A 26,422-nucleotide genomic window follows, 5' to 3' on the forward strand; every position below is an offset into this window, starting at 1 on the left:
GATGATCTCCGCTCCTGCCTTTGTGCCGATGCCGGACTATTTGCCGCGAAGCCGGCTGAAGAGGCTCGACTTCTTCGGCTTGCGGCCTTCGTGACGACCGGTCAGCACGTGGGCGATGTGATCGAACGCCGCGACCGCCGCATGCCTGGGATCGGTCTCCACCACCATCTGCCCGTTGTTTGCTGCCTTGCCGAACATCTGCGGGTCGAACGCGATCTGGGCGATCGGCTCGAGGCCGAGCGGATCGCAGAACTCGCCCGGCTCGATCTCCGGCCGCTTCGGGATTGCCAGCTGGTTGAGCACCAGATGCGGCGGCGGGTCGTTCGGCCGAAGCTTGCGCAGCGTGTCGACGAGATTCTTGGTGTTGCGCAGGTTGGCGAGGTCGGGGGTTGCCGTGATGACGATCTGGTCGGCGCGCGTCAGGACGCTGCGCGTCCAGTCGCCCCAGGCATGCGGCACGTCGAGCGCCACCACCGGCGCGCCGCGCTGGGCGGCCTCGATCAGCGCGTTGAAGGCGTCACCGGCGAAGTCGTAGGTGCGGTCCAGCGCCGAGGGCGCCGCCAGCAGCGACAGATGCTCGGCGCATTTCGACAGCAACCGGTCGAGCAGCACGTCGTCCATCCGATCGGCCGAGAAGATCGCCTCGGCGATGCCCTGGGCCGGATCCTGGTCGAAATTGATGTTCGCCGTGCCGAAGGGCAGGTCGAGATCGGCGAGGACGACGTCGCTGGAAAAGCGCTTGGAGATCGCCCAGGCGACGTTGTGCGCGATGGTCGAGGAGCCGACGCCGCCCTTGGCGCCAATGAAGGCGATCGAACGGCCGAGGGGCTCGGCATCCGGCGCCGTGAACAGCGATCCGATCACTTCCATGACGTCGGCGATCGAGATCGGCGCGACGAGATATTCCGAGATTCCCCGCCGCATCAGGTCGCGGTAGAGCGTGACGTCGTTGTAATGGCCAATGACGACGACTTTCGACCCCGGATCGCAGACATCGGCAAGCGCTTCCAGCTCCTCGACGAGTTCGCCGGGCGGATAGCGCGATTCGAGGATGACGAGGTTCGGCGTCGGCGCGCTGGAGAAATGCTCCGCCGCGGCACGGATACCGCCTTTGTGTACCCTGAGATGGGCCTTGGCCATCCGGCGATCGAGGCCCGCCTTCTCGATGGGCTTGGCCACGCCGTCGGTCTCGCAGAAAGCCTGGATCGAGACGCGCGGGATCGGACGGACGTCCTGCAGCGCGTCCGGACTCATCTCGATGGCGCGGGTTTCGGCCTCGCCGCCGGACAGATCGATGATGCTCTCCGATACTACCATTCGTAGTCGCTTTCGGTCTCGGGGGCTTGTGACGTCGTGCGCACGCCCCGGCGATAGTTGTCGAGGACGGTGGTCCGGCGTTCCGCGTCGATCGTGTCGACGCCGCGCGGCGACAGGAGGTCGCGCGGGTCGGCGATCTGCGCCGCGAGGTTCTGCTGCGAGGCGCAGCCGAAATTGTGGTAGTTCTTGTTCTGCGAGGTCTCGGCGAGATCCGTGGGCCAGCGCCCGCACGGTCCGGTCTTGGCGACGAGGGTCGTGAAGGCGAGGCGGATCGGCGTCGGACCGCTGGCGCCGACCGCCGGATAAGGCTGGACGAAGACCCGGTCGCGGGCAACACGGCGCCCGTTCAGCACCTTGACGATATCGTGTGACACCCGGTCCGCCGCGTACTGGTTCATCGAACCGGACGGCAGCTGCACCTGGATAAAGTCGGCGCCGGAGGCGCGGAAGCGATCGGCGAAATCCTCCACCCGGCCCCTGTTGGCGTAGGACAGCGCCCCGTCGGACACCACGACCGGAATGTCGAGGGCGGTCTCGGCCTCGGACACCACGATCGGGTGACGGGTGCGGTAATCGTCCGGGATGGCACCGACCTCGACGTGGTGGACGTTGGCGCAGCCGCCGGCGAGCAGCAGTGCGAGCAGCGGCAGGCACTGCGCCGGGCGGGCGAACAGCCGGCGCGCGGCGCCGCGGGATCTGAATGGCGATGTCACGTTCGATCTCCCCGACGCGCTCATTTGTAGATGAAGCCCACGACGCCGTGGTACCGGCCGGGCGGCAGCTTGGTTTCCATGTGGCCGTAGACGCGGTTGACGCGGCCGAGGAAGTTGCCGGCGCCGTCGCTCGAGATGGCCAGCCCATCGTCGGGCCGGGCGAGCGCCTGCCGCGCCACCGGACGCACGAGATAGGGCGTGACGATCACCACCAGCTCGGTCTCGTAGCGCTGGAAGTCGCGCGAGCGGAACAGCGTGCCCAGCACCGGGATCTTGGAAAGGCCCGGGAAGCCGGAGATCACCTGGCGAACCTCGTCTCGGACCAGGCCGGCGATGACCAGGGATCCGCCGGAGGGCAGCTCTACCGTGGTGTCGGCGAGGCGCTTGCGGATGCCGACGACGCTCAGGCCTCGGCTGGCCGAGTCACCGCTGAGATGGAAGGGGTTCTCGAAGGTCGGCTCGGAGACGCTGGTGCGGATCTTCAGGCTGATGCGCCCCGGAGAAAGCACGACCGGGGTGAAATCCAGCCCGATGCCGTAGTCGATCTCGCGCGTCTCGATGGTCGTGTAGCCTTCGACGGTCTCCGTATCGACGATGCGGCCGTTGGCGTCGCGAATGTTGGTCACCTCGTCCGGCGTCACCGATTGTCCCGAGGGGACGGTGAACTCGCCGCCGACCTTGAAGCTCGCCTTCTCGCCGGAGATCGCCGTCAGCGTCGGCTCGGCGAGGGTGCGCATCACGCCCGCCTGCTCCATGGCGTTCAGCTGGGCCGAGATACCGTTGACGCTGCTGCCGCCGTTTAACAAATAGCCGCCGGCGCTCGAAATAACCCGGCCGAGACCAGAGGGATTGTCGCCGAATGCGCCAAAGCCGATGCCGTCCGACGAGCCCCGCCCGATGCCGTTGATACCGAGCTGCTTGATGACCGAGCGCTGGACCTCGGCGACGGTGACCTTCAGCGTGACCTGATCCTCGCCGGCGATCTGCAGGAGGTTGACGATCTGGCTCCGCTGCCTGTCCTCCTGGGCGAAGGCGACGTCGCCGTCGCCGCCACCTACGCCGCCGGAAGCCGTCGCCGATTGGATATACTGGCCGGTCGTCGCCTCGCCGCCGGTGACGAAGATGCGGGCGAGGCGTTCGACCTTGGCCGCATCCTGGGGCGTCTGCACGCTGCCGGTCAGGACGACGTTGTCGTTCAGCATCTCCACCGTGACCTCGGAGCCCGGCACGTATTTGCGGATCGAGGCCTCGAGACCACCGATGTCACGCTCGATGCGCAGGTCGATCGAGGCGATCTGCCGGTTCTGGCCGTCGAAGACGACGATGTTGGTCTGCCCGACCTGCTTGCCGAAGATGTAGATCCGCCGCGCATCGCGGGTCACCGCGTCGGCGACGGCGGGATTGGCGACGAGGATGTCGTGCGCATCGGAGGCGAGCACGATGACCTTGGTCTTGTTGAGCCCGAGACTGACCGGCTGGACGCCCTGCCCGACATTGACAACGGTCTGGGCCACCGCCTGGGACGGCGAGAGCGGCGCGAGGACCATCGAGACGGCGCCGAGGGCGAGCACCGACCGGCGAAGCCCGGCCCGAAACCGATCGTAGGGGGAAAGTGCGGTCATCGGTCGGCTCGTCATTTGCTGGTGGTGATGTCGGTGGTCTGACCGTAGCGAATGACCTTGATCCGGCCGTTCGCGGCATTCTCCTGGGCAAGCAGGAAGGCGGCATAGCCGGGCGAGCCGGGCACCGAGTCCGCCAGCGAGCGCAGCGACAGGACCAGGCGGTCGGCCATCTGCTGGGCCGCGGTCAACGCCTCGGCCTGGTCGGGATCGACCTCGAGCGTCGCCGTCGAGCCGACGACCACCTTCTGGCCGTCCTGCTCCTCGATCGTCTGGTCGATGGCGAGGACCCGCAGGTTGCGCAGCACGGTCTCGGTGACGAAGCGGTCGGCCTCGCCGTTGGTGCTGGGCTGGCGCCGCGTCATGATGACGTCGACATGGTCGTTGGGCAGGACGAAGCCGCCCGCCGAGGTCTCCGCCGCGATCTGGATCGCAAGAGCCCGCTTGCCCGCCGGCAGGATCGCCGACATGAACCCGCGATCGGCCTGGATCAGCTTGGCCTCGCGCACCGGTTCGCCGGCAAAGAAGGACTGGCGGGCGATCGAGCCCTTGAGTTCCTCGATCGCCTCGGGGCGGTTCTGCTTCAGGATCAAGGTCGGCCCGACGCCGTCTTCGGGCCATTTCTGCCAGGAAAGGGCCCCTTCCACGGGCGTGCCCATGGACAGGTCGGTCGTCGTGGCGAGAACGTCGACAAGCTTGATCGGCGGCTCGGCCGGTTCGGCGGTGATGATCACCGGCTCGACCGGGGCCGGCTGCGACAGGTTGAGGGCGAGAATGCCGGCACCGAGGGCTGCAACGAGGGCAACGGCGACGACCGCGAGACGCGCAAGTTTCATCCGATCGACCTCCGCCAACAGTGCCGCAGGAACGCGGCTCGTTAGCGATGGTTATCGCCGTGAAACTCTCAATGTATGGTTAACGAAACCTGTAAAGCCGCTATGCCGAAGCAAAGAAGTGTTCAGAAAGCTGCCATGGACAGGTTCGCGACAGCATGGTCCATCCAGACACTGCCGGAAAAGACCGCAAGGCCTGCCGCACCGAGCGCGATGCCATAGGGAATGCCGGTCTCGGGAGCCAGCAGGCGGTCGACGAAGACGATCCCGGTAACAGGGGCGAGCATGGCCCGAGAAAGCAGAATCGCCAGCGTCAGGATTCCGCCGAAGACCGCACCGAAAAGCATGTACTCGACCAGCGCCGGCGTCGGGCCGAACCACAGGGCGGTCGCGGCCAGCAGCTTGGCGTCACCGCCCCCCATCCAGCCCGCGGCGAACATGCCGAAGGTCACCGTGAGGCAGGCAAAAGCCACGGCGAAATGGGCGCCGATCACGCCCGCGGGCAGGCCGACGAGCAGGGCGGCGATCGGAAAGGCGACGACAAGAGCAACGGATACCCGGTTGGCGATCGTCATCGAGACGAGGTCGCTCATGGCCGCATAGATCATTGCAAAGGGAAAGATCAGGATCAGCAGGGCGACGAGCATGGCAAGATCCTTCCGTTCAACGCGAGACCGGGACGGTGAACGATGCCGCCGTCCCGGTGCCGAGGTACATGCCGGCCCGCTCGGCCGATGCCGGGGCCTGTGCCGGCCAATGCTTACTGCGGCTGCATGCTGCTGCCGATGCTGGCAAAAGCGGTCGTCAGGTTGTCGCCGAGGGTGGCGAAGATGGCGATCAGCGCCGTCGCCATCAGGCCGGCGATGAGGGCGTATTCGATGGCGGTGGCGCCGGACTTGTCTTTGGCGAAGCGAACGAAAAGCTTGGACATGGGAACTCCTTGAAAACCCGTTTTCAGCACTCCCGTCGACTGTTTTCGTCGATCGGATAACCGAATGTACCCGCAGGCCCTTGCGAACGGCTTAAGCTTCTTGGTTGAATTTTCATTACATGACCCCGGCAGGTTCCCAGGAAAGATTACTATAGATCTTCATTAATGCTGCGTTTACCCTTGGCTTATACGAATATCGCAACCGCCCTCGCATGCAGGCCAGCCTGATGACGTCATGCCTTTCCCGGGTTCTGCCCCTTCTCGCGCTCGGCGTCGCCGTTCTCTGCGCGGGACCCGTCCGCGCCGCGGACACGGGCGACATCCTCGGCGTCGCCGTCGACCATGCCCGCATCCTCCAGATCGACCGGCCGGCCGCCACCGTCATCGTCGGCAACCCGGCGATCGTCGACATCGAGGTTCTCAGCTCGGAGCGCCTGGTGCTCACCGGCAAGAGCTACGGCATCACCAACGTGGTGATCCTGGACGCCGGCGGCGAAACGATCCTCGACGAGCAGGTGGCGGTGCAGACCTTCGAAGCCAACACCGTGCGGGTGTTCCGGCAGGCAAATCGCGTCACCTACGCCTGCGCGCCGAAATGCGAGCCGACGGTGACGATCGGCGACAATGCCGACGCCTTCATGCAGGCGACGCAGCAATACGCCACGCGCCAGCAGATGGCCGCCGACGCCGCCAAGCGCTGAGCGCCGACGCGCGATAGCCATACGGCGCCGGACCTGCCTCCTGATTTTCGCCCGTTTCCGCCTATCTCTTCGGACAGAGGGAGCACTGCTCGCCGGTTGTGACAGGCGACGGCAGGCACTCCCGCAGAAGCCCGCGAGGAGAGATTGTTGGGTCGCGCAATACTCATGGTCATGGACTCCTTCGGGGTCGGCGGCGCCCGGGATGCCGAGGCCTTCGGTGACGTCGGCGCCGACACGTTCGGCCACATCCTCGCCGCGGCAGAGGCCGGCAACGCCGATCGGACCGGCCTGCGCGCCGGCCCCCTCGCCCTGCCGAACCTTCGCCGCCTCGGGCTGTATCGTGCCACCGGCCATGATCATGGCGAGGCGCCCGTCACGGGGCGCTACGGCACGGCGGGCGAAACCTCGCGCGGCAAGGATACGCCCTCGGGCCATTGGGAGATCGCCGGCGTGCCGGTCCTGTTCGACTGGGGCTATTTCCCGCGCACGATACCGGCCTTCCCCGCGTCGCTGATCCAGCAGATCGTCGACGACAGCGCCATTCCCGGCATCCTCGGAGATCGCCATGCCTCCGGCACCGAGATCATCGAGGAACTCGGCGAAGAGAGCGTCGCGAGCGGGCGGCCGATTTTCTACACCTCCACCGACAGCGTGCTGCAGATCGCCGCCCACGAGACGCATTTCGGGCTCGAGCGCCTGTACGAGCTCTGCGCGATCGCGCGCCGGCACGTCGATCCGCTGAATATCGGCCGGGTGATCGCGCGGCCGTTCATCGGCGAAGACGCGGCGAGCTTCCGGCGAACCGCCAACCGACGGGACTATTCGGTGCCGCCGCCGGAGCCGACGTTGCTCGACCGGGCCGTTGCTGCCGGCCGCAAGGTCATCGCCATCGGCAAGATCGGCGACATCTTCGCCGGCCAGGGCATCAGCGAGGTGCGCAAGGGCGACGGCAACGACGCGCTGTTCGACGCGATGCTCGGCGCGCTCGACGACGTGGCGGATGGCGACCTGGTCTTCGCCAATTTCGTCGATTTCGACATGCTCCACGGCCATCGCCGCGACGTCGCGGGCTATGCTGCGGCACTCGAGGCGTTCGACGCGCTTCTGCCGGAACTGGAAGCCAGGCTGCAGCCGGGGGACCTCGCGATCATCACCGCCGACCATGGCTGCGACCCGACATGTACGGGCAGCGACCACACGCGCGAAAACGTCCCTTTGCTGGTCTTCGGGCCGGACGTGGCGCCCGGCCCGCTCGGCCATCGCGACACTTTCGCCGATATCGGCGAGAGCGTCGCGGCACATCTGAAACTTCCCGCCGGCCGGCACGGCACGAGCTTCCTGTGAGCGAAGCACCCTCGCCGGCAGTCGCCCGTGCAAGGCGGGGCGGGGTAATGCCGATGGCCGAACTCCACTGCCATATCGAGGGCGCCGCCCATCCCGACCTCGTCCGCGCCCATGCGGCGCGCCACGGCATCGACGTCAGCGGCATCATCCGCGACGGGCATTATGTCTGGCACGACTTCACCAGTTTCCTTGCCGCCTACGACCGTGCCTCCAGCGTCTTTCGCAGCGAGGCGGACTATGCCGACCTCGCCGCCGACCATCTCGGCCGGCTTGCCGCGGCCGGTGCGATCTACGCCGAGTTCTTCGTCTCGCCCGACCATGCGTGCGAGGCCGGTCTGGCCCCGGAGGCCTATGTCGCCAGCCTGTCGCGCGGCATCGAGCAGGCGCGGCAGGAAAGCGGCATCGAGGCGCGGATGATCGTCGTCGGGGTCCGCCATCTCGGGCCCGAGGCGGTGGAGCGGGCGGCACGCTTTGCCGCCAGGCCAAGCCATCCCCTCGTGACCGGCTTCGGGCTGGCGGGTGACGAACGCATCGGCACGCCGGCCGACTTCGCCCGGGCCTTCGCCATTGCCCGCGACGCCGGGCTCGGCCTCACCGCCCATGCCGGAGAGCTTTGCGGCCCGGAGAGCGTGCGCGCGGCGCTCGATGCGCTGAAGCCGTCGCGCATCGGCCACGGCGTGCGCGCCATCGAGGACCCCGAGCTCGTGCGGCGTATCGTCGGCGAAGGCATCGTGCTGGAAGTCTGCCCGGGCTCGAACCTCGCGCTCGGCATCTACCCGGACGCCGCCTCGCATCCGCTGAAGCGGCTCGTCTCGGCCGGCGTGCGGGTGACGCTCAATTCCGACGACCCGCCGTTCTTCCGGACGACGCTCGCCGACGAGTACGCGTTCGCCGCCGAAGCGGGGATCGATGCCGGCACCCGGCTCGGCTTCACCCGCCAGGCGATCGAGGCGGCGTTCGTCGACGACGCGACGCGCCACCGCCTGCTCGATCGTCTCGGCCGCGCGGCGATCGCACTTGGCGCGCCTTCGGCGGGCGGTTAAGCAGGAAGCGAAACGGCAGACAGGAAAGCGAGGCCCCATGGACGGCGTCACCGTCATCGACCACCCGCTGGTCCAGCACAAGCTCACGCTGATGCGCAACAAGGAGACCTCGACGGCCAGCTTTCGCCGGCTGCTCCGCGAGATCTCGACGCTGCTCTGCTACGAGGTCACGCGCAATCTCGACCTGACGATGATCCGCATCGAGACGCCGCTGCAGCCGATGGACTCGCCCGTGCTGGAGGGCAAGAAGCTGGTCTTCGCCTCGATCCTGCGGGCCGGAAACGGCCTCCTGGAAGGCATGCTGGATCTCGTCCCGGCGGCGCGGGTCGCGCATATCGGCCTCTACCGCGACCACGAGACGCTGCAGCCGGTCGAATACTACTTCAAGGCGCCGGAGGACCTCGCCAACCGCGTGGTCATCGTCGTCGACCCGATGCTGGCGACGGCGAATTCGGCGATCGCCGCGATGGACAAGCTGAAGGAGCGGGGCGCGAGGAATATCCGGTTCCTGTGCCTGCTCGCCGCGCCGGAGGGCATCGAGCGGTTCCGCACGGCGCATCCGGACATCCCGGTGTTCACCGCCGCCATCGACAGCCATCTCAACGAGAAGGGCTATATCGTTCCCGGCCTCGGGGATGCCGGCGACCGGATGTACGGGACGAAATAGACCCGCCCATCCTCAGGGAATCGACGCAGGCATTAACGTCCCGGCAACCCCGACCGCAGAATTCCGGGCGGCAGGGGGTCGCTCCTGCCAGAACCTTAAGCTCGACATCCCAGCCTGTCTGCGACCCGCAACCGCGCAGGCCGGCCGCCATGTCGAAATTCGTCCTCGTCCTCGTCGTCTCGTCCCTCGTCGGGCTTGCCGCACCGTCGGTGTTCGAGCGCTACCGGGCGCAGATGCTGTCGGGGCAGGTCGAGACGCTGGACCCCGCGCCGACGGTCCAGGACGCTGCCGTGGCGCCCGCCGTCCCCGGCCGGGCGGCGCGGCTGACCGCCGATCGCGACGGGCATTTCCGCACCGACGTGCGGATGAACGGTCGACCGGTTTCCGTGCTGGTCGACACCGGCGCGCCCCTGGTCGCCATCGACGCGGCGACCGCCCGCCGCCTCGGCGTCGTGCTGGGCGCCAGCGACTGGCGCCGTACGGTGCAGACCGCCAATGGGCCTGCCCCCGCCGCCATCGCCCGGCTCGACCGCATCGAGCTGGGCACGCTCACGGTGCGCAATGTCGACGCGATGGTCATGCGCGACGGGACGCTGCCAACCGCGCTGCTCGGCATGAGCTTCCTCAACCAGCTCAGCTTCGAGAGCGACGGCGCCCAGCTGACGCTCCGCCAGTGACGGCGGACGTGCCGGCCGGCGCTCAGCCGATCCGTTCGATGACCGCCGGCGCCGGGCCGCGCGAAGGCACCTCGGCCAGCGTGTAGGCCGACCGGAGCGTCGCGGCGGCCCGTTCCAGTGCGGCCTCGTCGCGGGCGTGGATGCGGGCAAGCGGCTCGCCCTTCGCCACATGCCGGCCGATCGGCACGAGGTCGCTCAAGCCCACGGCATGGTCGACAGCGTCCTGCGGCCGGGTCCGTCCACCGCCGAGCTCAACGACAGCAAGGCCGAGGCTGCGGGTCTCGACGCTGGCGACGGTGCCATTCCGTTCGGCCGTCACGTCGCGAACCAGCGGCGCCTGCGGCAGATAAGCGTCGACCCGCTCGACGAAATCCACCGGCCCGCCGAGGGCCGCGACCATCTCGCCGAAGCGTTCGGCCGCGCGCCCATCGTCCAGCGCCGCCGTCGCCAGGCGATGGCCGTCGGCCGGCGTCGTCGCAAGCCCTGCCAGCATGAGCATTTCCGCCGCGAGCGCCAGTGTCACCGCCTCCAGTGCCGGATCGCGCTGCGCGCCGGTAAGAAAACCGACGGCGTTGCGGATTTCGACGGCGTTGCCCGCCGCCGATGCCAGCGCCTCGTCCATCCGCGTGATCAGCGCGGTGGTCCTGAGACCCGCGCCGTTCGCCACGCCGACGAGGCTGGCCGCCAGGGCCTTCGCGTCCTCCGGCCGGGCCATGAAGGCGCCGGAGCCGGTCTTGACGTCGAGGACGAGGCCCTCGAGCCCCGCCGCCAGCTTCTTCGACAGGATCGAGGCGGTAATCAGCGGGATCGATTCCACCGTCGCTGTGACGTCTCGGACGCCGTAGAAACGCGCGTCAGCCGGGGCGAGGCGGGCGGTCTGGCCGATGATCGCGCAGCCCACCTCGCGCACCGTCCGGCGGAAGGTGGCGTTGTCGGGCGCCACGTCGTAGCCGGGGATCGCTTCCAGCTTGTCGAGCGTGCCGCCGGTATGGCCGAGGCCGCGACCGGAGATCATCGGCACCGCCGCGCCGCAAGCGGCGACGATCGGCGCCAGCATCAGCGAGACATTGTCGCCGACCCCGCCGGTCGAATGCTTGTCGACCACCGGCCGGTCGAGGTCCGACCAGTCGAGCACGTCGCCGGAATCGCGCATCGCTTCGGTCAGCGCGACGGTCTCCGGCGTCTCCAAGCCCCGGAAGAACACCGCCATGGCGAAGGCCGCCACCTGCCCCTCGGTGACGCGTTCGCCGGCAAAGCCGGCGACGAATGCCTTGATGTCCGCCGCCTCGAGCGTCCCGCCATCGCGCTTGGCGCGGATGACCTCCTGCGGCAGCATCAATAGGTTGCCTTGTGGGTGGCGCGGGCCGTGCCGCCCGCGACCGCCAGGAAGTCGCCGAGGACGGCGGAGGCGCCGATGCGGAAATGCTCCGGACCGGCCCAGCCGGTGCCGCAGAATTCCTCGACCAGGTCGCGGTAGGACCGGGCGTCCTCGAAGGAGCGGATGCCGCCGGAGGCCTTCAGGCCGACCGTGCCGCCATGGGCGGCGATCGCTTGCAGCATGATCGTCGCTGCTTCGAGGCTGGCATGGCGGGCGGTCTTGCCGGTCGAGGTCTTGAGGAAGTCGGCGCCGCCGGCGAGCGCTTCCTGCGCGGCCTGCGCGATGAGGTCCGGCGTCGCCAGTTCGCCGGTCTCGAGGATCGCCTTCAGGAGCTTCGGCCCGACAGCCTGCTTCACCGTCCGCACCTGGCGTTCGACATGGCCGGGCGTGTCGGCCAGCCGGCGATAGTCGATCACCATGTCGATCTCGTCGGCGCCATCCGACAGCGCCGCAGCGGCGTCCTTAGCGGTGCGTTCCGGATCATCCGATCCGTGCGGAAAATTCACCACCGTGGCGATGCGCAGTTCCGGTGCAGCGAGCGACCGCGCCAGGGCGACGAAGCGCGGCCAGATGCAGATCGCCGCGACGCGTCCCTGCGGCGTCTCGGCGCGCTTGCAGAGCGCCGCGATATCCGCCTCGGTGCAGTCGTCGTTCAAATTGGTCAGGTCGAGACAGGCGATCAGGGCACGCGCTGCGTCGGCATCGGAATGTTCGTTCATCTCAGGCTTTCTCAGAATTCCGTCGGGCCACGTCGGCAAACCATCATGGCGAAGACCTCAGAACCGCGGCAGAGCGGCCGCGAGAATGCGGCCGAGGATCGCCCCGCCCTTCGGCGCCACGTCCTTGGTCTCCTGGTGCGACAGCTCCGCGCCGGTCATGCCCGCACCGTAATTGGTCACGACCGAGGCGGCGACCACCCTGAGGCCGAGGAAACGCGCCAGGATCGTCTCCGGCACGGTCGACATGCCGACGGCATCGGCGCCGAGCGTGCGGGCCATGCGGATCTCCGCCGGCGTCTCGAAGGAGGGGCCGGAGAACCACATGTAGACGCCACTGGCGAGCTCCAGGCTCTCCGATTCAGCTGCCGCGCGCATGTGGCCGCGCAGGGCCCCGTCATAGGCCTCGGTCATGCCGGTGAAGCGGGCGTCGGAGGGCTCGCCGATCAGCGGGTTGCGGCCGGAGAAATTGATGTGGTCGTCGATCAGCATCACCGAGCCGGGCGGAAGCTCCGGCTTCAGCGACCCCGCGGCGTTGGTAAGGACTAGGATCTCGACGCCTAGCGCCTTCAGGACTTCCAGCGCCGGCCGCATCGCCGCGGCATCGCCCGCCTCGTAATAATGGATCCGGCCCGACAGGACGATCACCGGCACGCCGCTCAAGCGGCCCCAGACGAGTTCGCCGGAATGACCGCTGACGCCGCTCTGCGGAAACCCCGGCAGGTCGCCATAGGGAATCCGCAGCCTGTCATCGAGCGCGTCAACGAGACCGCCGAGCCCCGAGCCGAGGACCAGCGCGACACGGGCGGTCCGGTCGCCGAGAAGGCTTCGCAGGCGGCCCGGATCGACGCTCAACCGAGATCCTCCGCCGCAAAACCGCGCGGGAAGAGATCGCCGAGCAGCAGCGTCTCCTTGACCCCGGTCTCGTCGCAGAGATGCACCTTCGTGCGCGGGTCGGCGAACTCGGCGATACGCTGGCGGCAGCCGCCGCAGGGCGTGCAGAGCGCCAGCTTCTCGGCCAGCACGGCGATCTCGGCGATGCGGCCGCCGCCATCCATCACCATGTGGGCGATCGCCGTCGTTTCGGCGCACCAGCCCTCGGGAAAGCTGACCACCTCGATGTTGCAGCCCGCATAGATCCGGCCGTCGCTTGTGCGGATCGCCGCCCCGACCGGGAATTTCGAGTAGGGTGCGTGTGCCTTGCGCATCGCCGAGCGCGCCAGCGCGAACAGGTCTTCAGCCATGGAAACGGTTCCTCAAGGGCCCGCCGGCATCGCGCGGCGGCCTCATCGTTCTTTCACGTAGGGAATGCCGCCGGCCTTGGGCGGCGTCGCCTTGCCGACGAAACCGGCCAGCAGCACGACGGTCAGGATGTAGGGCAGCGCCTGGACGAACTGCGCCGGGATCTCGCCGATCAGCGGCAGGGAGAAGCCTTGGATGCGGATCGAGGAGGCGTCGAGAAAGCCGAACAAGAGGCAGGCGAACATCACCGGCATCGGCTTCCAGTTGGCGAAGATCAGCGCGGCCAGCGCGATGTAGCCCTTGCCGGCGGTCATGTCGCGGGTGAACCCCGCGGCCTGCGCCACGGAAAGATAGGTGCCGGCGAAGCCGGTGAGGATGCCGCAGATGATCACCGCCCGGTAGCGCAGCCAGGTGACCGAGATGCCGGCTGTGTCGACGGCGGCGGGGTTTTCCCCGACCGCCCGCAACCGCAGGCCGAACCGCGTGCGGAACAACACCCACCAGGTCACTGGCACCATCAGGAAGGCGACGTAGACCAGCAGCGTCTGGCCGGAGACGATCACCGCGTAGATCGGCCCGATCACCGGCACGTCGGCGATCGCCTCGGCGCCCGGCAGGGTGATCGACGCGAAGCGGCCGTCGCCGGTGAGGCTCGGCGTGCGGCCGCCCTGGGCGAACCAAGCCTGGCCGAGAATGATGGTGAGGCCGGCGGCGATGAAGTTGAGCGCCACGCCCGAAACGATCTGGTTGCCGCGATAGGTGATCGAGGCAAGGCCGTGCACAAGCGAGAAGGCGGTGGCGGCGAGGACGCCGACGAGCAGGCCGAGCAGGGCCGAGCCCCAGACCGCGGCGGCCGCGGCGGAGGCGAAGGCGGCGATCAGCATCTTGCCCTCGAGCGAGATGTCGAAGATGCCGGCCCGCTCGGAATAGAGGCCGGCGAGCGCCGCGAAGAGCAGCGGCGTCGACAGGCGGATGGTTGAATCGAGCACGTTGATCCAGGCGCCGAGATCCATCATCGCGCCTCCTCCGCGCCGATCACGGGGCCCCGGCGCAGAAGCGCCCATCGGTAGGCGGCCCCGACGCCCGGCCGGAACATGTTCTCCAGCGCGCCGGCGAAGAGGATGACGAGGCCCTGGATGATGACGATCATGTCGCGGGAGATCGCCGGCATGTCGAAGGCGAGCTCCGCCCCGCCCTGGTAGAGCACGCCGAAGAGCAGCGCCGCCGGGACGATGCCGGCGGGATGGCCGCGGCCCATCAGCGCGACGGCGATGCCGACGAAGCCGGCGCCGCCCGGAAAGTCGATCAGCAGCCGGTACTGGTCGCCCATCACCGGGTTGAGCGCCATCATCCCGGCCAGGCCGCCGGAAATCAGCATGGTCACGACGACGAGCCGCGTCCCGGACATGCCGGCATAGCGCGCGGCGCGGGGCGAGAAGCCGAGCGTGCGGATCTCGTAGCCGAGCCGCGTGCGCCAGATCAGCACCCAGACGAAGAGGGCGGCGGCGAGCGCCACGAACAGCGAGACGTTGAGCGGCGCGCCGCCGAGGCTGGCACCGAACAGCTCGAACAGGCCATCCAGCTTCGGCAACTGGCCGCCGGCCTCGAAGGTGCGGGTCTCCGGCGCCATCGTGCCGACGGGCTTCAGCACGTTGACCAGCAGGTAGACCATCAGCGCCGCGGCGATGAAGTTGAACATGATCGTGGTGATGACGATGTGGCTGCCGCGCCGCGCCTGCAGCCAGGCCGGGATCAGCGCCCACAGCGCCCCGAAGGTGCAGGACGCCGCGACGGCGAGCGGCAGGTTCAACCACCAGGGCAGGATGCCGCCGAGGCCGAGCGCCACGGTGGCGACGCCGAGGCCGCCGAGATAGGCCTGGCCCTCCCCACCGATATTGAACAGCCCGCCGTGAAAGGCGACCGCGACGGCAAGCCCGGTGAAGATGAAGCTGGTCGTGTAATAGAGGGTGAAGCCGATCCCTTCGCCGTAGCCGAAGGCCCCCCGGAGCATCAGGCGTGCCGCTTCCACCGGGCTCTCGCCGACCAGCAGCACGACGAGGCCGGCGACTGCGAAAGCGACGACGAGATTGACCAGCGGAATGAGGCCGTAGTCGATCCAGGCCGGCAGCTTGACGAAGGGACGGCTCATCGGCGCGTCATGCCGGCGTCTTCAGGAGATCGATATGGCCGCGCCGCGTCAGCCGGAAGAACGGGTTGTGGGCAAGCTCCCAGAGATGGCTGTCGGGATCGGAGAAATAGCCCGAATAGCCGCCCCAGAAGGTCGGCTCCGGCCGCTTGACCGCTGCGCCACCCGCCGCCACCGCCTGGTCGAACAGCCGGTCGACATCCTTCTCGGTGCTCATGTTGATCGCCAGGGCGACGTTGGGATAGGGGGCGGCACTACCTTCCATCGAGGTGCCGACGTCGGCTGCGAGGTCCTTGCGGCCGAACAGCGACAGGACCATGCGCTCGCCCTGCATGAAGATCACCGTGTCGTTGCCGGCGCTGGTCCGCGTCCAGCCGAGCGCCTGGTAGAACGACGCCGAGCGTTCGAGATCGTCGACTGCCAGCGTCACGAGACAGATCCGTGCGTCCTTCACTCCGCCGCCTCCCTTTCATGCACTCCGGCCATCAGCAGGCCGATTTCCCCCTCGCTGGCGTGCGGGCCGCGCTCGCCGACGATGCGCCCTGAAAACATCACCAGGATGCGGTCCGACAGAGCGCGGATCTCGTCGAGCTCGACCGACACCAGCAGGATCGCCTTGCCGGCATCGCGCATGGCGATGATGCGCCGGTGAATGAACTCGATGGCGCCGACATCGACGCCGCGGGTCGGCTGGCCGATCAGCAGGACCTCCGGGTCGCGCTCCATCTCCCTGGCCAGCACGATCTTCTGCTGGTTGCCGCCGGAGAAATTCGCGGTCTTCAGCCGGCAGTCGGGCGGGCGGATATCGTAGGCCTCGATCTTCTCGCGCGCATCCCGGCGCATGGCGTCCCGGTCGAGCAGGGGCCCACGGGCGAAGCGCTTGTCGCGCTGATAGCCGAGCATGGCGTTCTCGTTTTCCTCGAAGGCAAGGACGAGGCCCATATTGTGCCGGTCCTCCGGCACGTGGGCGCAGCCAATCCGCCGCAGCATCGCCGGATCGGCCTCGACGCAGGGGTCGATCTCGTGGCCGGCCATGGCGATCCGCCCGGCCTCCGCACGGCGGATGCCCGACAGCGCCTCGAGCAGCTCCGACTGGCCGTTGCCGGCGACGCCGGCAATGCCGACGATCTCGCCGGCCCGCACCGTCAGCGAGACGTCGTCGACCATGGTCACGCCGCGGCCGTCGCGCACGGTCAGGCCCCTGACGTCGAGCCGAACCGCGCCGGGCGCGGCCGGCTGCTTGTCCACGGTCAGGAGCACCCGTCGCCCGACCATCAGCTCGGCGAGCTCGCCGACGGAGGTTTCGGCCGTCTGGCGCGTCGCCACCATCTCGCCCTGCCGCATCACCGACACGCGGTCGGTGATCGCCATGATCTCGCGCAGCTTGTGGGTGATCAGGATGATCGTCTTGCCCTCGTCGCGCAGCTGGCGGAGCACCGCAAAGAGGTGGTCGGCTTCCGCCGGTGTCAGGACGCCGGTCGGCTCGTCGAGGATCAGGATCTCGGCGCCTCGATAGAGCGCCTTGAGGATCTCCACCCGCTGCTGGCGACCGACGGGGAGTTCCTCCACCACGGCATCGGGATCGACGTTGAGCGAATGGTCGGCTTCCAGCCGCTTCAGCTCGGCGCGGACCTTGGCGATGCCGGACCTGAGGAGCGGCGACTGCTCGGCCCCCAGCATGACGTTCTCGACGACGGTGAAGTTCTCGACCAGCATGAAATGCTGGTGGACCATGCCGATACCGGCGGCGATGGCGGCGTTGGGGTCGGTGATCTCGACCGTCCGGCCGCCGACTTTGATCTCGCCGGAATCGGCCTGGTAGAAGCCGTAGATGATCGACATCAGCGTCGACTTGCCAGCGCCGTTCTCGCCGACGATTCCGTGGATCGTGCCGCGCTCGACCGTCAGGTTGACCCGCCGGTTGGCCCGGACCAGGCCGAAACGCTTGTCGATGTCGATCAGCTCGATCGCCGGCTCGGCCATGGGCATACTCTGTACGCGACCCTCGTGACAGGACAGTAGTCAGCGCACCCCGCGATGGAAAGCGGAAAGCGCCTCGGCAGAAGCGACGTTTTGTGCGATAGCCGTCGGCACCAGCCGTCCTCGGGGCGAGGCGACGGCGCGGGACCCGGGAGCCACGATGTCAGCCGCAGAGGATCGCACCGACGCGCGGGCGCAGCCCGCCTCGCGCAGCGCCTACGCCGCCTTCGCGACGCTGCCGACCCGCTGGTCGGACAACGACATCTACGGCCACATGAACAACGTCGTCCATTACGCGCTGATCGACAGCGCGGTGAATGGCTGGCTGATCGAAAACGGCCTCATCGACATTCAGGGCGGCGACACAATCGGCCTCGTCGTCGAGACCGGATGCCGTTATTTCGCCGAACTCGCCTTCCCCGATCCGGTCACCGCCGGGATCCGCGTGGCGCGGATCGGCACTTCGTCGGTTCGCTACGAGGTCGGGCTGTTCCGCGGCGATGCGGATCGTGCCGCGGCCGAGGGATTCTTCATCCACGTCTATGTCGACCGGGCGACACGCCGCCCGACGGCGCTGCCCGGGACGATGCGGGCAAAACTTGCGGAGATCGCCCGATGAGCAGCACCGAGGAGCCGGCGACCAGCCGGATCGAGGACCTCGAGATCATGGTCGCGCACCAGGCGCAGACGATCGAGGAACTGTCGGAGGAGCTGCGCCGCGCCTTCGAGATGATCGAGCGCATGCAGCGCTCGCTGAAGGGGCTCGGCGAGCGCTTCGAGGCCCTGGAAGCGGTGGCGACGCCGAAGGCCGAGGCCACCAAGCCGCCGCACTACTGAAGTTTTCACGAACCCCGGCGTGCTGCTCAGGGCAGCCGCCCGACCCGTTCGGCCAGCAGCGCGAAATAGGCATCTGCATCGCCCGAGCGGACCCAGAAGGCGTTCTTCGGCCGGCCGGTGACGCCCCAATAGTCGACGACCGACATGCCGCGCGTCAGCGCGCTGCCGGTCTCGATCTCGACGTTCACCGCGCGGCCGGTGAAGGTCTCCGGCGCCAGCACGAAGGCGGTGACGCAGGGATCGTGCAGCGGCGCGCCCTCCCACTGGTATTTCTCGACGTCGAAGCCTTCGGAGAAGTCGAGCATCGCCGCGACAGCAGCGCCCGACCGGTTGCTGAGATCGCGGAAGGTCGCGATCCGCTCGCGCGTCGCGCGCATCTGGTGGGTGACGTCTAGGGAGAGGACGGTGATCGCCGCGCCGCTGGCGAAGACGATCGAAGCCGCTTCGGGGTCGACATAGAAGTTGAACTCGGCCGCCGGGGTGATGTTGCCGACCTCGAAATAGCCGCCGCCCATCAGGACGATGTCCTTCAGCCGCGCCGCAATGTCGGGCGCCTTGGCGACAGCGACGCCGATATTGGTCAGCGGGCCCAGCGCCAGCAGCCGGATCGTTTGGGGCGGATGGGCTCGAATCGTGTCGATCAGGAAGTCGACGCCGTGCTGGGGACTGGCGGTGACGACCGGCGGCGGCAGGTCCGGCCCGTCGAGCCCGGTCGGCCCGTGCACATGCTCGGCGGTGACCAGAGGGCGCAGCATCGGCCGCTCGCACCCGGCATGGACCGGCACGTCGGTCCGGCCGGCCAGCTCGACGAGGCTCAGCGCGTTGCGGGTGGTGTGCGACAGCGGGATGTTGCCGGCGACGGTGACGATGCCGAGCACCTCGATCGCCTCCGGCGAGGCGAGCGCCGCCAGCAGCGCCACGGCGTCGTCCTGTCCCGGATCGGTGTCGAAGATCACCTTCTCGCTCATGCACGTCTCTCCCTGCGATGGCCGGTCCATCGACGATCGGCAGCGGCTCTAGCACTGGGACGGGGCGCTGCGAAGTCGCGCGGCCGAATGGCGCACGGCAAAGGGCGCCCCGCTGCCGGGACGCCCCTTCAATACGGTGGCTGCGTGAAGTTCAGTAAGGGCAGCTCGAATCGCTCGTGTAGTCGTGCACCGTGATCGTGCCGTCGATGATCTCCTGCCGCGCCTTGTCGGCGGCTTCCTTCATCTCCGCGGTAACGAGCTCGGCATTGTGCTCGTCCATCGCATATCCGACGCCGTCCTCTTCGAGGCCGAGCACGAGCGTGCCGGCGGTCCAGTTGCCCTTCGCCGCGTCGTCGAAGGCGGCATAGACGGCGTTGTCGACGCGCTTGACCATCGAGGTCAGCACCTGGCCCGGAAACAGCATGTTCTGGTTGGAATCGACGCCGATGCCGAACTTGCCCTCGTCGGCCGCCGCCTGGAGCACGCCGATGCCGGTGCCGCCCGCGGCATGGAAGATCACGTCGGCGCCCTGGTTGATCTGCGAGCGGGCCAGCTCGCCGCCGCGGACTGGATCGTTCCAGGCCGCCCCGGTCGTGCCGGTCATGTTCTCGAACACCTCGCCATCGGCTGCGACCGACATGAAGCCGCCCTTGTAGCCGCAGGCGAATTTCGAGATCAGCGGGATGTCCATGCCGCCGACGAAGCCCACCTTGTCGGTCTCGGACTTCATCGCCGCGAGAATGCCGACGAGATACGAGCCCTCCTCTTCCTTGAACAGGATCGAGCGGACGTTCGGCGCGTCGACCACGGCGTCGATGATGGCGAACTGGGTGTCGGGATATTCGGCCGCGACCGTCTCCAGGGCCGCCGCCTGGGCAAAGCCGACCGAGACGATCGGGCTGGCGCCATCCCGCGCGAAGCGGCGCAGCGCCTGCTCGCGCTGGGCTTCGGTGGTGATCTCGAACTCGCGATATTCGGTGCCGCTGTCGGCCTTGAACTTCTCCGCGCCGTTGAACGCGGCCTCGTTGAAGGATTTATCGAACTTGCCGCCCATGTCGTAAAGGACGGCAGGGGCGAAATCGGCGGCAGACGCCGCCGAAGCCGACAGGATGGTGGCAGCCAGGAGTCCGGCCAGGAACTGTTTCATGGGTGACGCGATCCCTCTTGCTTGTGACGGGAGAAGCCGCGCGACAGCCGGAGAGGCGCCGCGACTTTCCCGAGACTGGCATGGCGGAGAAGAAGAATCACCCGAAATCCGCGCAGGGCGGGCGCGTCGCCCTGCCCTGCGCGCGACCGTCAGGAAGCGGCGGCGACACCCACCCCGATCGGGCAGGCGACGCCCGTCCCGCCGACGCCGCAATAGCCGTTCGGGTTCCGCGCCAGATATTGCTGGTGGTACTCCTCGGCATAGTAGAACGGCCCGGCCGGCTCGATCTCGGTGGTGATCGTGCCCCGGTGCCCGGCTGCGGAGAGCGCGGCCTGGTAGCGCGCCTTGGAGGCTTCGGCCGCCTCGCGCTGGCCATCGCTGAACGTATAGATCCCCGAGCGGTACTGGGTGCCCATGTCGTTGCCCTGGCGCATGCCCTGCGTCGGGTCATGGCCTTCCCAGAAAGTCTTCAGGAGTTCGTCGTAGGAGATCGCGTCAGGATCGTAGACGACGAGCACCACCTCGTTCTGCCCGGTCTGGCCGGTACAGACCTCCTGGTAGGTCGGGTTGGGCGTGGTGCCGCCGGCATAGCCTACGGCCGTCACATAGACGCCCGGCAACTGCCAGAACTTGCGCTCCACGCCCCAGAAGCAGCCCATGCCGAAGACGGCCGTCTCCAGCCCTTCCGGAAACGGGCCCTGGAGCGGCTTGCCGTTGACGAAATGGCGCTCCGCCGTAGGCAGGGCCGCGTCGCGGCCGGGCAGCGCGTCGGATCCGGTCGGCAGTTTCATCTTCTTGGAAAACATGTCGAGAACATACATGCCAAGGTCCTTTCTGGCATCTTTGAGAAATGGCTCAGCGCAGGGCGTCGCGGCGAACGCGGCGCCGGGCCCGGCCGAGAATCAGGAACAGGATGCCGATGGCGCCCGCGGTGATCGCCACCGACCAGCCGCTGACCGCCGCATAGGCGACCGTCGCCGTCGCGCTGCCGGTCGCGGCCGGATCGACGCCGATGCCGAGCAGCGCCAGCGCCTCGCCCACGGGCATCAGCCGCGTCGCGTCGGCGGCCAGCGAGCGGGCGATGTCGCCGGCGGCGAACACGACGCCGATGGCGAGGAACAGGCTGCCGATCAGACGAAGGAAAAACCGCATGCGCACCCTGCTCCCCTGGGAAAGGCCGGCGGCGACGCGGCCCCGGCCGCCCGACCTCACCGTGCCTGCCGCTGCCGTCTCAGACCCGTCCCGGCATCCTGGCTTGCCGATCTATGTGGGGATGGCCGCGTTCCCTGGCAATGCGGAACTGCCGAAACGGCTTGCCGCCTTGCGCACGATTTCGCGCGCGACCGCCGGCGCCCCTAGCCCCGCTGCCCCTGCGGAGGACCTCGTCCGGCCCCTAACCCGACGTGGGACCAAATCGGCGCTTGAACCGCGAGGCGTTCTGGCTATAGTCCGCGCCGTTCGAGGTAGCGGTTTCGTCGCTGGCCGACCGATGCGCCGGGGCGACCCGGCCGGTTGCCATTCGATGGTTCCGAACCGTTCCGGCAAAGCCCGGAACGGACCGGTGAAGCGGGTCCAACCACCCTCTTCCAGCCTGAACTTGCGGTGAGGTGGCCGAGTGGTTGAAGGCGCACGCCTGGAACGCGTGTATACGGGAAACCGTATCGAGGGTTCGAATCCCTCTCTCACCGCCATCATCTCCCAGTCGAACGTCCTCTGAAGCCCGCGGACTGTGAGCACAAGCCCTGATCTGCAGGCTCTGGGGTGAAACCTATTGACTGCGCGTTGGCCCCGGGGAGCCTGTTAGGCTCTCTCTCCTCCGGATATTCTCTGAGGCTCTGAACTGCGCCCGAAAAGTACGGAACCGGAAACACCTGCATCTTCTGCGCTTTAGCGCCTGCCCGACCCTCGCCGAGTTCGGAAATCTGTCGCACGGCGAACTCTCCCCACTTCCAACCTCGCCGACGGCGTCATTGGGCTTGTTTCGTCGCGATATGATCGCTGGGTTATGGCAGCAGTGCGCCCATGTCGGCCGTTGAAGCTGGATTTGCCTCTCCGCGGAAGCGGACATCGAGAATGCCAAGCCGTAGGTCGGGTCGCCAAGACAACGGACGGCGGTTGGCGGCCGAGAAGCGGGCCTTTGAATCCACCTGTGGCCCAACCGGCCTCCGCTCGTTTAAGCGATCAAGTACCTGCTGACGGATCTATAGGACCAAGGGTTCAGCCAACCCAGATTTCGGGCCAATCCGTCTAGGTTCCGATTGTAAGCAATGGCAAACTGCACCACAATCGTCGGTGTATTCCTCTGAGACTGCAACTCGCAAGGGTCGGGGTGGCGATGAATGTTATGACGCAGACGGGTAAACACAGCGCAGCTGGCCAATATCTCGGCTATGCGCTGCAACCTGTGCGCCTTTTGCTTTCACCTGCTCACCGCACCTGGCGGCGCCTCCGTCTCTCTCGAATATCTCGACGATGTAGCGGTTCATCTCGCCGGCGGCGAAGTCATACTGGAGCAAACCAAGAGCGCACCGAAGCAGAACCCGATTTCCGACTGGGCGGTGGACCTGTGGAAGTCGCTGGCTAACTGGCTCAGCTTCATGGTGGCCGGCGAGATCGACCCGATGACCAGCCGATTCCGGCTCTACGTCACGCCCGTAAAGGCGGGCGGACTTGCGACCGCGGTTAACGACGCCAAAACAGACGCCGACGTCGAAGCGCTGGTCGCCAACCTCATCAAGGCCCGCGGCAAGCTAAAAGCCGCTCCGGCGTGCGACGCCGACGTCCAGGCATTCCTGAACGCTGATGCGGCTCATCGCGCCGCCTTGATCAAGAACATCACCGTCGTCAGTGTCGATGCAGATCCTGTCGATCCGATACGGGCGATCTTCAAGCCTACGGTCTCTCCGCTCATCCTTGACCTGGTGTGCGAACGCGCAATCGGCGCAGCGAAGGAGGCGGCGGACAGGCTGATAAGAGCCGGGAAGCCCGCCATATTGGACGCCTATGCGTTTCAAGCCGAGCAAAGAGCATTTATTCAGAAGAACAACCTTCCAGGACTGCTGTCGTCATTTACCGAACAGCCGCCAGTCGAGGCTGTCGAACAGTTGATCGCCGACCGTCCCGCCTTCGTCCGTCAGCTGGAATTGATCGAGGTTGGAGACGAGGCGTGCGTTCGGGCCGTCAGCGACTACCTCAGAACGCTCGCCGACATCTCGGTCTGGGGCGAAAGCGGGCTGATCTTTGAGAAGAACCTAAGCGAGTGGGACGATGATCTTGTCGGTCGCTACGCGCACGTCAGCGCCGAAGTGCAGGACGTGCAGGCCGGACACCCCGCAACGGTGCGCGGGAGGATCGTCTATAGGCGTTGCGCTCAGTTGCAGCCTCCGCTTGATGGCCGTGTTGTCCCCGGCCATTTCGTCCACGGATCGTTCAACGCTCTCGCTCACGGACTGCGGCTCGGCTGGCATCCCGACTACAAGACTTTGCTGGAGCCGGCGATTTGACTGAGGCTGGCCAATCGCGCCCGCCGCTCAGCGACCTCGCTCTCGTCCAGAATCCAGGACTTGGGGCCTTCGCATTGTGGCGGTTCGGACAAGGCTTCCAAGCTGACGACGAACGCCCAGCGCCGTTGGCCCTGGCGTTTCTTGTGCTGCCGATCGTCCTGCATCGCGCGACGCTCAACATCGTGACCTCAACAAACAGGCCCTCCGGGCTGGCGCTTTTTGCAGCCAAGCTCGGGAAGGAACGCGAACAACTCCTCGCCGTCCACGAACGGGCGCTGCTGCTTCGCGAGCTGACCCTGCAATCGATCGCCGTCGGCGTGAGTGGACGCCTGCTGTCGTTGGATTACAGTAACGCCAACTTGAGAGCGAATACGCCAGAACCGAAACCGAAGAAGCTGGTCCTTCCAGAGCGCGTCAGGCATTTCGGACCGGCGGCGGAGAAGTTGGGCTTCTGGTTTTCGAAGCTGGGAACCCCTCAGGTGGCCAACCTGTTGCGGGTGGAGTTCTAGATGTATTTTCAACTTCGAAAACTGATCCTTTGGCCGCGCATCGGCACGGAGCCGCGGGTCGTCAAGTTCGAGCCCGGCGTTGTCAACGTCATCAGCGGAGCGTCGAAGACCGGGAAGTCCGCGGTGATCCCGATCATCGACTACTGCCTTGGCTCAGACAAATGCGCGATCCCGGTGGGCGTGATCCGTGAGAACTGCAGCTGGTTCGGGATTCTAATCGACACGCTGGAGGGCCAGAAGCTCCTGGCACGACGCGAACCAGGGGATCAACAGAGCACGGGCGACATGGTGCTGCTGGAGGGCACGGAGGTCGAAGTGCCGGAGACAATCAACGACAAAACGACCAACGTCGACAACGTGAAGCGCGCGATGAACCGCCTCGCAGGCTTGACAGACCTTGATTTTGAGCCGGGAACGGACAACGGGTTCAAGCTGAGGCCAAGCTTCCGCGACCTGATGGCCTTTACGTTCCAGCCCCAGAACGTGGTCGCTAACCCCGACGTCATGTTCTTCAAAGCCGACACGACTGAACACCGCGAGAAGCTTAAGACCCTCTTTCCGTACGTTCTGGGCGCTGTGACCGCAAGGATTCTCCAGGCGCGGTTCGAGATAGATCGGCTCCAGCGCAACCTCCGCCGAAAGGAAGCCGAGCTTCGAGTGATCGTATCAGCGACCGGCGCCTGGCGGGCCGAGGCGGAGGCATGGCTGCGGCAGGCTGTTGAACTTGGGTTGGTCGATTCCTCCACGGAAGTGCCGAAGGACTGGACCGACGTCGTCGACCTGCTTCGGTGGGTGTCGAACAGCAATTCGAGCCTGGCTCGACCAAGCCTGGCCGGCATCGATGTCGTGCTTACGCGTCTGGAGAGCCTTCGAGCTCTGGAAACCGAACTCGCCTCGCGCCTGACCGAGCATCGTCAACGGCTTAACGAACTGCGCCGTCTGGTGGAGAGCAGCGAGGCGTACGGCGACGCCATGCGCATTCAACGTGACCGTTTGGGCCTGTCGACGTGGCTGAGAGACATGGCCGACGAATCGGCCGATCCGGTGGTCGCCCTCGGGGACGGCGGCCGAGAGAAGATCCTGGCTCTTTGCAACAACCTCGACGGTTTGGAAATTCGGCTTCGGACACACCCTGTCCTGTCCAACACCCTCGACAAGGAAATCCTGCGCCAGCGCGGCGCCGCTGAAGCGGTGCTCTCCGAGCTAAACGAGGCGCGTATTGAAATTACAGCGCTCGAACAGGACTCGGACGCCGCCCGAGACGAGGCCAATCGCTTTGATCGACTCGAACGCTTCCTTGGGCGATTGGAGCAAGCACTCCACCTCTACGATCGCGCGGACCAGTCGTCCGACTTGCGACAGGAGATCGCCACGCTGCAGGCCGATATCGCGACTCTGCAAAAGACGATCTCCGAAACCGACATCCAGCGCAAGCTGTTCAACGCCTTGAATCAGGTCGCCCACCACGCAAACCGGCTGGTTCCGCAACTTGACGCGGAGTGGCCCGAGGCGCCGATTAGGCTGTTGATCGAAGACCTGACCGTCAAGGTGACCCGGGGGACGCGCGAGGACTATCTTTGGGAGATCGGTAGCGGCGCAAACTGGCTCGCCTATCACATTGCGCTGATGCTCGCGCTGCAGCACTACTTTCTTGCCGAGCCTCACCACCCAGTCCCTGGGCTGCTGATCTTCGACCAGCCCAGCCAAGTCTACTTTCCGAAGCGGGCCGCGGGCGACGAGGGACCCGGCCTTATCGCTTGGAGGGATCAGGACGTGGTTGCTGTAAGAAAGGTCTTTGCGCTCCTGGGCGTTGAGGTCACGGCTGCGAAGGCCCGCCTCCAGATCATCGTCTTGGACCACGCAGACGAGGATGTCTGGGGGGAGCTACCCGGTGTCGACCTGACCGAGGAATGGCGCGGGCGAGGCCTTGTCCCTCAAGCATGGATTGCAGCCGAATTCGAATGAATCCTGTCACCTGTTCTAGCTCGTTCATTCTCGGCCAATCTCAGCTTCTCAACCAAATTATACCAACGTGCGCTGATCAGAACTCATGCGCCCAGTCCCGCATTCCGATTGAGATGATTTTCCAGGGCTGATCGACGAGCTTGTTCCAAGCGTCACAGCAGTGGGCGACGATGTCGTCGTAGTCGG

28 protein-coding genes and 1 tRNA gene are annotated in these 26,422 nt (G+C 66.9%); 11 read left to right on the plus strand and 18 right to left on the minus strand.

What is annotated here, in order from left to right; translation table 11 throughout:
• Nucleotides 1-36 precede the first annotated feature (36 nt).
• The 6 genes from GTW51_RS05990 to GTW51_RS06015 all read right to left on the minus strand — a co-directional run bounded on the left by GTW51_RS05990 (nt 37) and on the right by GTW51_RS06015 (nt 5,413).
• The gene (locus GTW51_RS05990) at nt 37-1,317 is read right to left on the minus strand and encodes a CpaE/TadZ family protein (RefSeq protein ID WP_163042976.1); all 1,281 of its coding nucleotides are present in this window, start codon (nt 1,315-1,317) and stop codon (nt 37-39) included.
• Nucleotides 1,311-2,030 carry a CpaD family pilus assembly protein gene (locus GTW51_RS05995; protein WP_343033922.1) on the minus strand — a complete coding sequence of 240 codons (720 nt, stop codon included), beginning with the start codon at nt 2,028-2,030 and terminating at the stop codon, nt 1,311-1,313. The genes GTW51_RS05990 and GTW51_RS05995 overlap by 7 nt, the downstream gene beginning before the upstream one ends.
• 20 nt (nt 2,031-2,050) lie before the next feature.
• Nucleotides 2,051-3,652 (minus strand): type II and III secretion system protein family protein, encoded by a 1,602-nt coding sequence (locus GTW51_RS06000; RefSeq protein ID WP_163042978.1) that lies wholly within the window; start codon nt 3,650-3,652, stop codon nt 2,051-2,053.
• An 11-nt stretch (nt 3,653-3,663) separates the two neighbouring features.
• Nucleotides 3,664-4,485, minus strand: a complete 822-nt coding sequence (gene cpaB / locus GTW51_RS06005; protein WP_163042979.1) for a Flp pilus assembly protein CpaB — start codon at nt 4,483-4,485, stop codon at nt 3,664-3,666.
• Between the two features lie 122 nt (nt 4,486-4,607).
• The gene (locus GTW51_RS06010; protein ID WP_163042980.1) at nt 4,608-5,129 is read right to left on the minus strand and encodes an A24 family peptidase; all 522 of its coding nucleotides are present in this window, start codon (nt 5,127-5,129) and stop codon (nt 4,608-4,610) included.
• Between the two features lie 113 nt (nt 5,130-5,242).
• Complete coding sequence (locus tag GTW51_RS06015) at nt 5,243-5,413, minus strand: Flp family type IVb pilin (protein WP_163042981.1); 171 nt, start codon at nt 5,411-5,413, stop codon at nt 5,243-5,245.
• 227 nt (nt 5,414-5,640) lie between these two features.
• Between GTW51_RS06015 and GTW51_RS06020 the strand changes: the two genes are divergently transcribed.
• From GTW51_RS06020 to GTW51_RS06040, 5 genes are all read left to right on the plus strand, one after another.
• Nucleotides 5,641-6,114: a pilus assembly protein N-terminal domain-containing protein gene (locus GTW51_RS06020; RefSeq protein WP_163042982.1), complete on the plus strand. Its 474-nt coding sequence runs from the start codon at nt 5,641-5,643 to the stop codon at nt 6,112-6,114.
• 147 nt (nt 6,115-6,261) lie between these two features.
• Nucleotides 6,262-7,458, plus strand: a complete 1,197-nt coding sequence (locus GTW51_RS06025) for a phosphopentomutase (protein ID WP_163042983.1) — start codon at nt 6,262-6,264, stop codon at nt 7,456-7,458.
• A gap of 47 nt (nt 7,459-7,505) precedes the next feature.
• Complete coding sequence (locus GTW51_RS06030) at nt 7,506-8,501, plus strand: adenosine deaminase (RefSeq protein ID WP_163043033.1); 996 nt, start codon at nt 7,506-7,508, stop codon at nt 8,499-8,501.
• A 37-nt stretch (nt 8,502-8,538) separates the two neighbouring features.
• Nucleotides 8,539-9,168: a uracil phosphoribosyltransferase gene (gene upp, locus GTW51_RS06035; RefSeq protein WP_163042984.1), complete on the plus strand. Its 630-nt coding sequence runs from the start codon at nt 8,539-8,541 to the stop codon at nt 9,166-9,168.
• A 149-nt stretch (nt 9,169-9,317) separates the two neighbouring features.
• The gene (locus GTW51_RS06040; protein WP_163042985.1) at nt 9,318-9,845 is read left to right on the plus strand and encodes a retropepsin-like aspartic protease family protein; all 528 of its coding nucleotides are present in this window, start codon (nt 9,318-9,320) and stop codon (nt 9,843-9,845) included.
• A 22-nt stretch (nt 9,846-9,867) separates the two neighbouring features.
• Here GTW51_RS06040 and deoA read toward each other — a convergent pair whose 3' ends face one another.
• From deoA to GTW51_RS06080, 8 genes are read right to left on the minus strand one after another with little or no spacing between them, the layout of a single operon-like run.
• Entirely contained in the window at nt 9,868-11,181 is a 1,314-nt protein-coding gene (gene deoA, locus GTW51_RS06045) for a thymidine phosphorylase (RefSeq protein WP_163042986.1), read from the minus strand.
• On the minus strand, nt 11,181-11,942 hold the full coding sequence (deoC, locus tag GTW51_RS06050) for a deoxyribose-phosphate aldolase (protein WP_163042987.1): 762 nt from the start codon (nt 11,940-11,942) through the stop codon (nt 11,181-11,183). The genes deoA and deoC overlap by 1 nt, the downstream gene beginning before the upstream one ends.
• Nucleotides 11,943-11,999: 57 nt before the next feature.
• Nucleotides 12,000-12,794, minus strand: coding sequence for a purine-nucleoside phosphorylase (locus tag GTW51_RS06055; RefSeq protein ID WP_163042988.1), 795 nt, complete (start codon nt 12,792-12,794; stop codon nt 12,000-12,002).
• Nucleotides 12,791-13,183 (minus strand): cytidine deaminase, encoded by a 393-nt coding sequence (locus GTW51_RS06060; RefSeq protein ID WP_163042989.1) that lies wholly within the window; start codon nt 13,181-13,183, stop codon nt 12,791-12,793. Before GTW51_RS06060 ends, GTW51_RS06055 begins: the two co-directional genes overlap by 4 nt.
• A gap of 42 nt (nt 13,184-13,225) precedes the next feature.
• A complete protein-coding gene (locus tag GTW51_RS06065; RefSeq protein WP_163043034.1) occupies nt 13,226-14,194 on the minus strand; it encodes an ABC transporter permease in 969 nt (322 codons plus the stop codon).
• On the minus strand, nt 14,194-15,330 hold the full coding sequence (locus GTW51_RS06070; RefSeq protein WP_163042990.1) for an ABC transporter permease: 1,137 nt from the start codon (nt 15,328-15,330) through the stop codon (nt 14,194-14,196). Before GTW51_RS06070 ends, GTW51_RS06065 begins: the two co-directional genes overlap by 1 nt.
• A 7-nt stretch (nt 15,331-15,337) precedes the next feature.
• A complete protein-coding gene (locus GTW51_RS06075; RefSeq protein WP_163042991.1) occupies nt 15,338-15,781 on the minus strand; it encodes a VOC family protein in 444 nt (147 codons plus the stop codon).
• A complete protein-coding gene (locus GTW51_RS06080; RefSeq protein WP_163042992.1) occupies nt 15,778-17,310 on the minus strand; it encodes an ABC transporter ATP-binding protein in 1,533 nt (510 codons plus the stop codon). Before GTW51_RS06080 ends, GTW51_RS06075 begins: the two co-directional genes overlap by 4 nt.
• A 157-nt stretch (nt 17,311-17,467) precedes the next feature.
• On the opposite strand from GTW51_RS06080, the gene GTW51_RS06085 reads away from it, so the two are divergent.
• Together GTW51_RS06085 and GTW51_RS06090 are read left to right on the plus strand one after the other, a co-directional pair.
• Entirely contained in the window at nt 17,468-17,926 is a 459-nt protein-coding gene (locus GTW51_RS06085; RefSeq protein ID WP_163042993.1) for an acyl-CoA thioesterase, read from the plus strand.
• Nucleotides 17,923-18,144, plus strand: a complete 222-nt coding sequence (locus tag GTW51_RS06090; RefSeq protein ID WP_163042994.1) for a SlyX family protein — start codon at nt 17,923-17,925, stop codon at nt 18,142-18,144. The genes GTW51_RS06085 and GTW51_RS06090 overlap by 4 nt, the downstream gene beginning before the upstream one ends.
• A gap of 26 nt (nt 18,145-18,170) precedes the next feature.
• Here GTW51_RS06090 and GTW51_RS06095 read toward each other — a convergent pair whose 3' ends face one another.
• The 4 genes from GTW51_RS06095 to GTW51_RS06110 all read right to left on the minus strand — a co-directional run bounded on the left by GTW51_RS06095 (nt 18,171) and on the right by GTW51_RS06110 (nt 21,411).
• On the minus strand, nt 18,171-19,112 hold the full coding sequence (locus tag GTW51_RS06095) for a nucleoside hydrolase (protein ID WP_163042995.1): 942 nt from the start codon (nt 19,110-19,112) through the stop codon (nt 18,171-18,173).
• Nucleotides 19,113-19,263: 151 nt separating this feature from the next.
• Entirely contained in the window at nt 19,264-20,259 is a 996-nt protein-coding gene (locus GTW51_RS06100; RefSeq protein WP_163042996.1) for a BMP family lipoprotein, read from the minus strand.
• A 149-nt stretch (nt 20,260-20,408) separates the two neighbouring features.
• Complete coding sequence (msrA, locus tag GTW51_RS06105; protein WP_163042997.1) at nt 20,409-21,080, minus strand: peptide-methionine (S)-S-oxide reductase MsrA; 672 nt, start codon at nt 21,078-21,080, stop codon at nt 20,409-20,411.
• Between the two features lie 34 nt (nt 21,081-21,114).
• A complete protein-coding gene (locus GTW51_RS06110; RefSeq protein ID WP_163042998.1) occupies nt 21,115-21,411 on the minus strand; it encodes a hypothetical protein in 297 nt (98 codons plus the stop codon).
• A gap of 449 nt (nt 21,412-21,860) precedes the next feature.
• On the opposite strand from GTW51_RS06110, the gene GTW51_RS06115 reads away from it, so the two are divergent.
• The 4 genes from GTW51_RS06115 (at nt 21,861) to GTW51_RS06130 (ending at nt 26,236) form a co-directional block, all read left to right on the plus strand.
• Nucleotides 21,861-21,950, plus strand: a tRNA-Ser gene (locus tag GTW51_RS06115).
• A 699-nt stretch (nt 21,951-22,649) separates the two neighbouring features.
• A complete protein-coding gene (locus tag GTW51_RS06120; protein ID WP_163042999.1) occupies nt 22,650-23,762 on the plus strand; it encodes an ABC-three component system protein in 1,113 nt (370 codons plus the stop codon).
• Nucleotides 23,759-24,271: a three component ABC system middle component gene (locus tag GTW51_RS06125; protein WP_163043000.1), complete on the plus strand. Its 513-nt coding sequence runs from the start codon at nt 23,759-23,761 to the stop codon at nt 24,269-24,271. The genes GTW51_RS06120 and GTW51_RS06125 overlap by 4 nt, the downstream gene beginning before the upstream one ends.
• Complete coding sequence (locus GTW51_RS06130; protein ID WP_163043001.1) at nt 24,272-26,236, plus strand: DUF3732 domain-containing protein; 1,965 nt, start codon at nt 24,272-24,274, stop codon at nt 26,234-26,236.
• The last annotated feature ends 186 nt before the right edge of the window (nt 26,237-26,422 follow it).

The sequence above is a fragment of the Aurantimonas aggregata genome, assembly GCF_010500835.1.
Lineage (GTDB): Bacteria > Pseudomonadota > Alphaproteobacteria > Rhizobiales > Rhizobiaceae > Aurantimonas > Aurantimonas aggregata.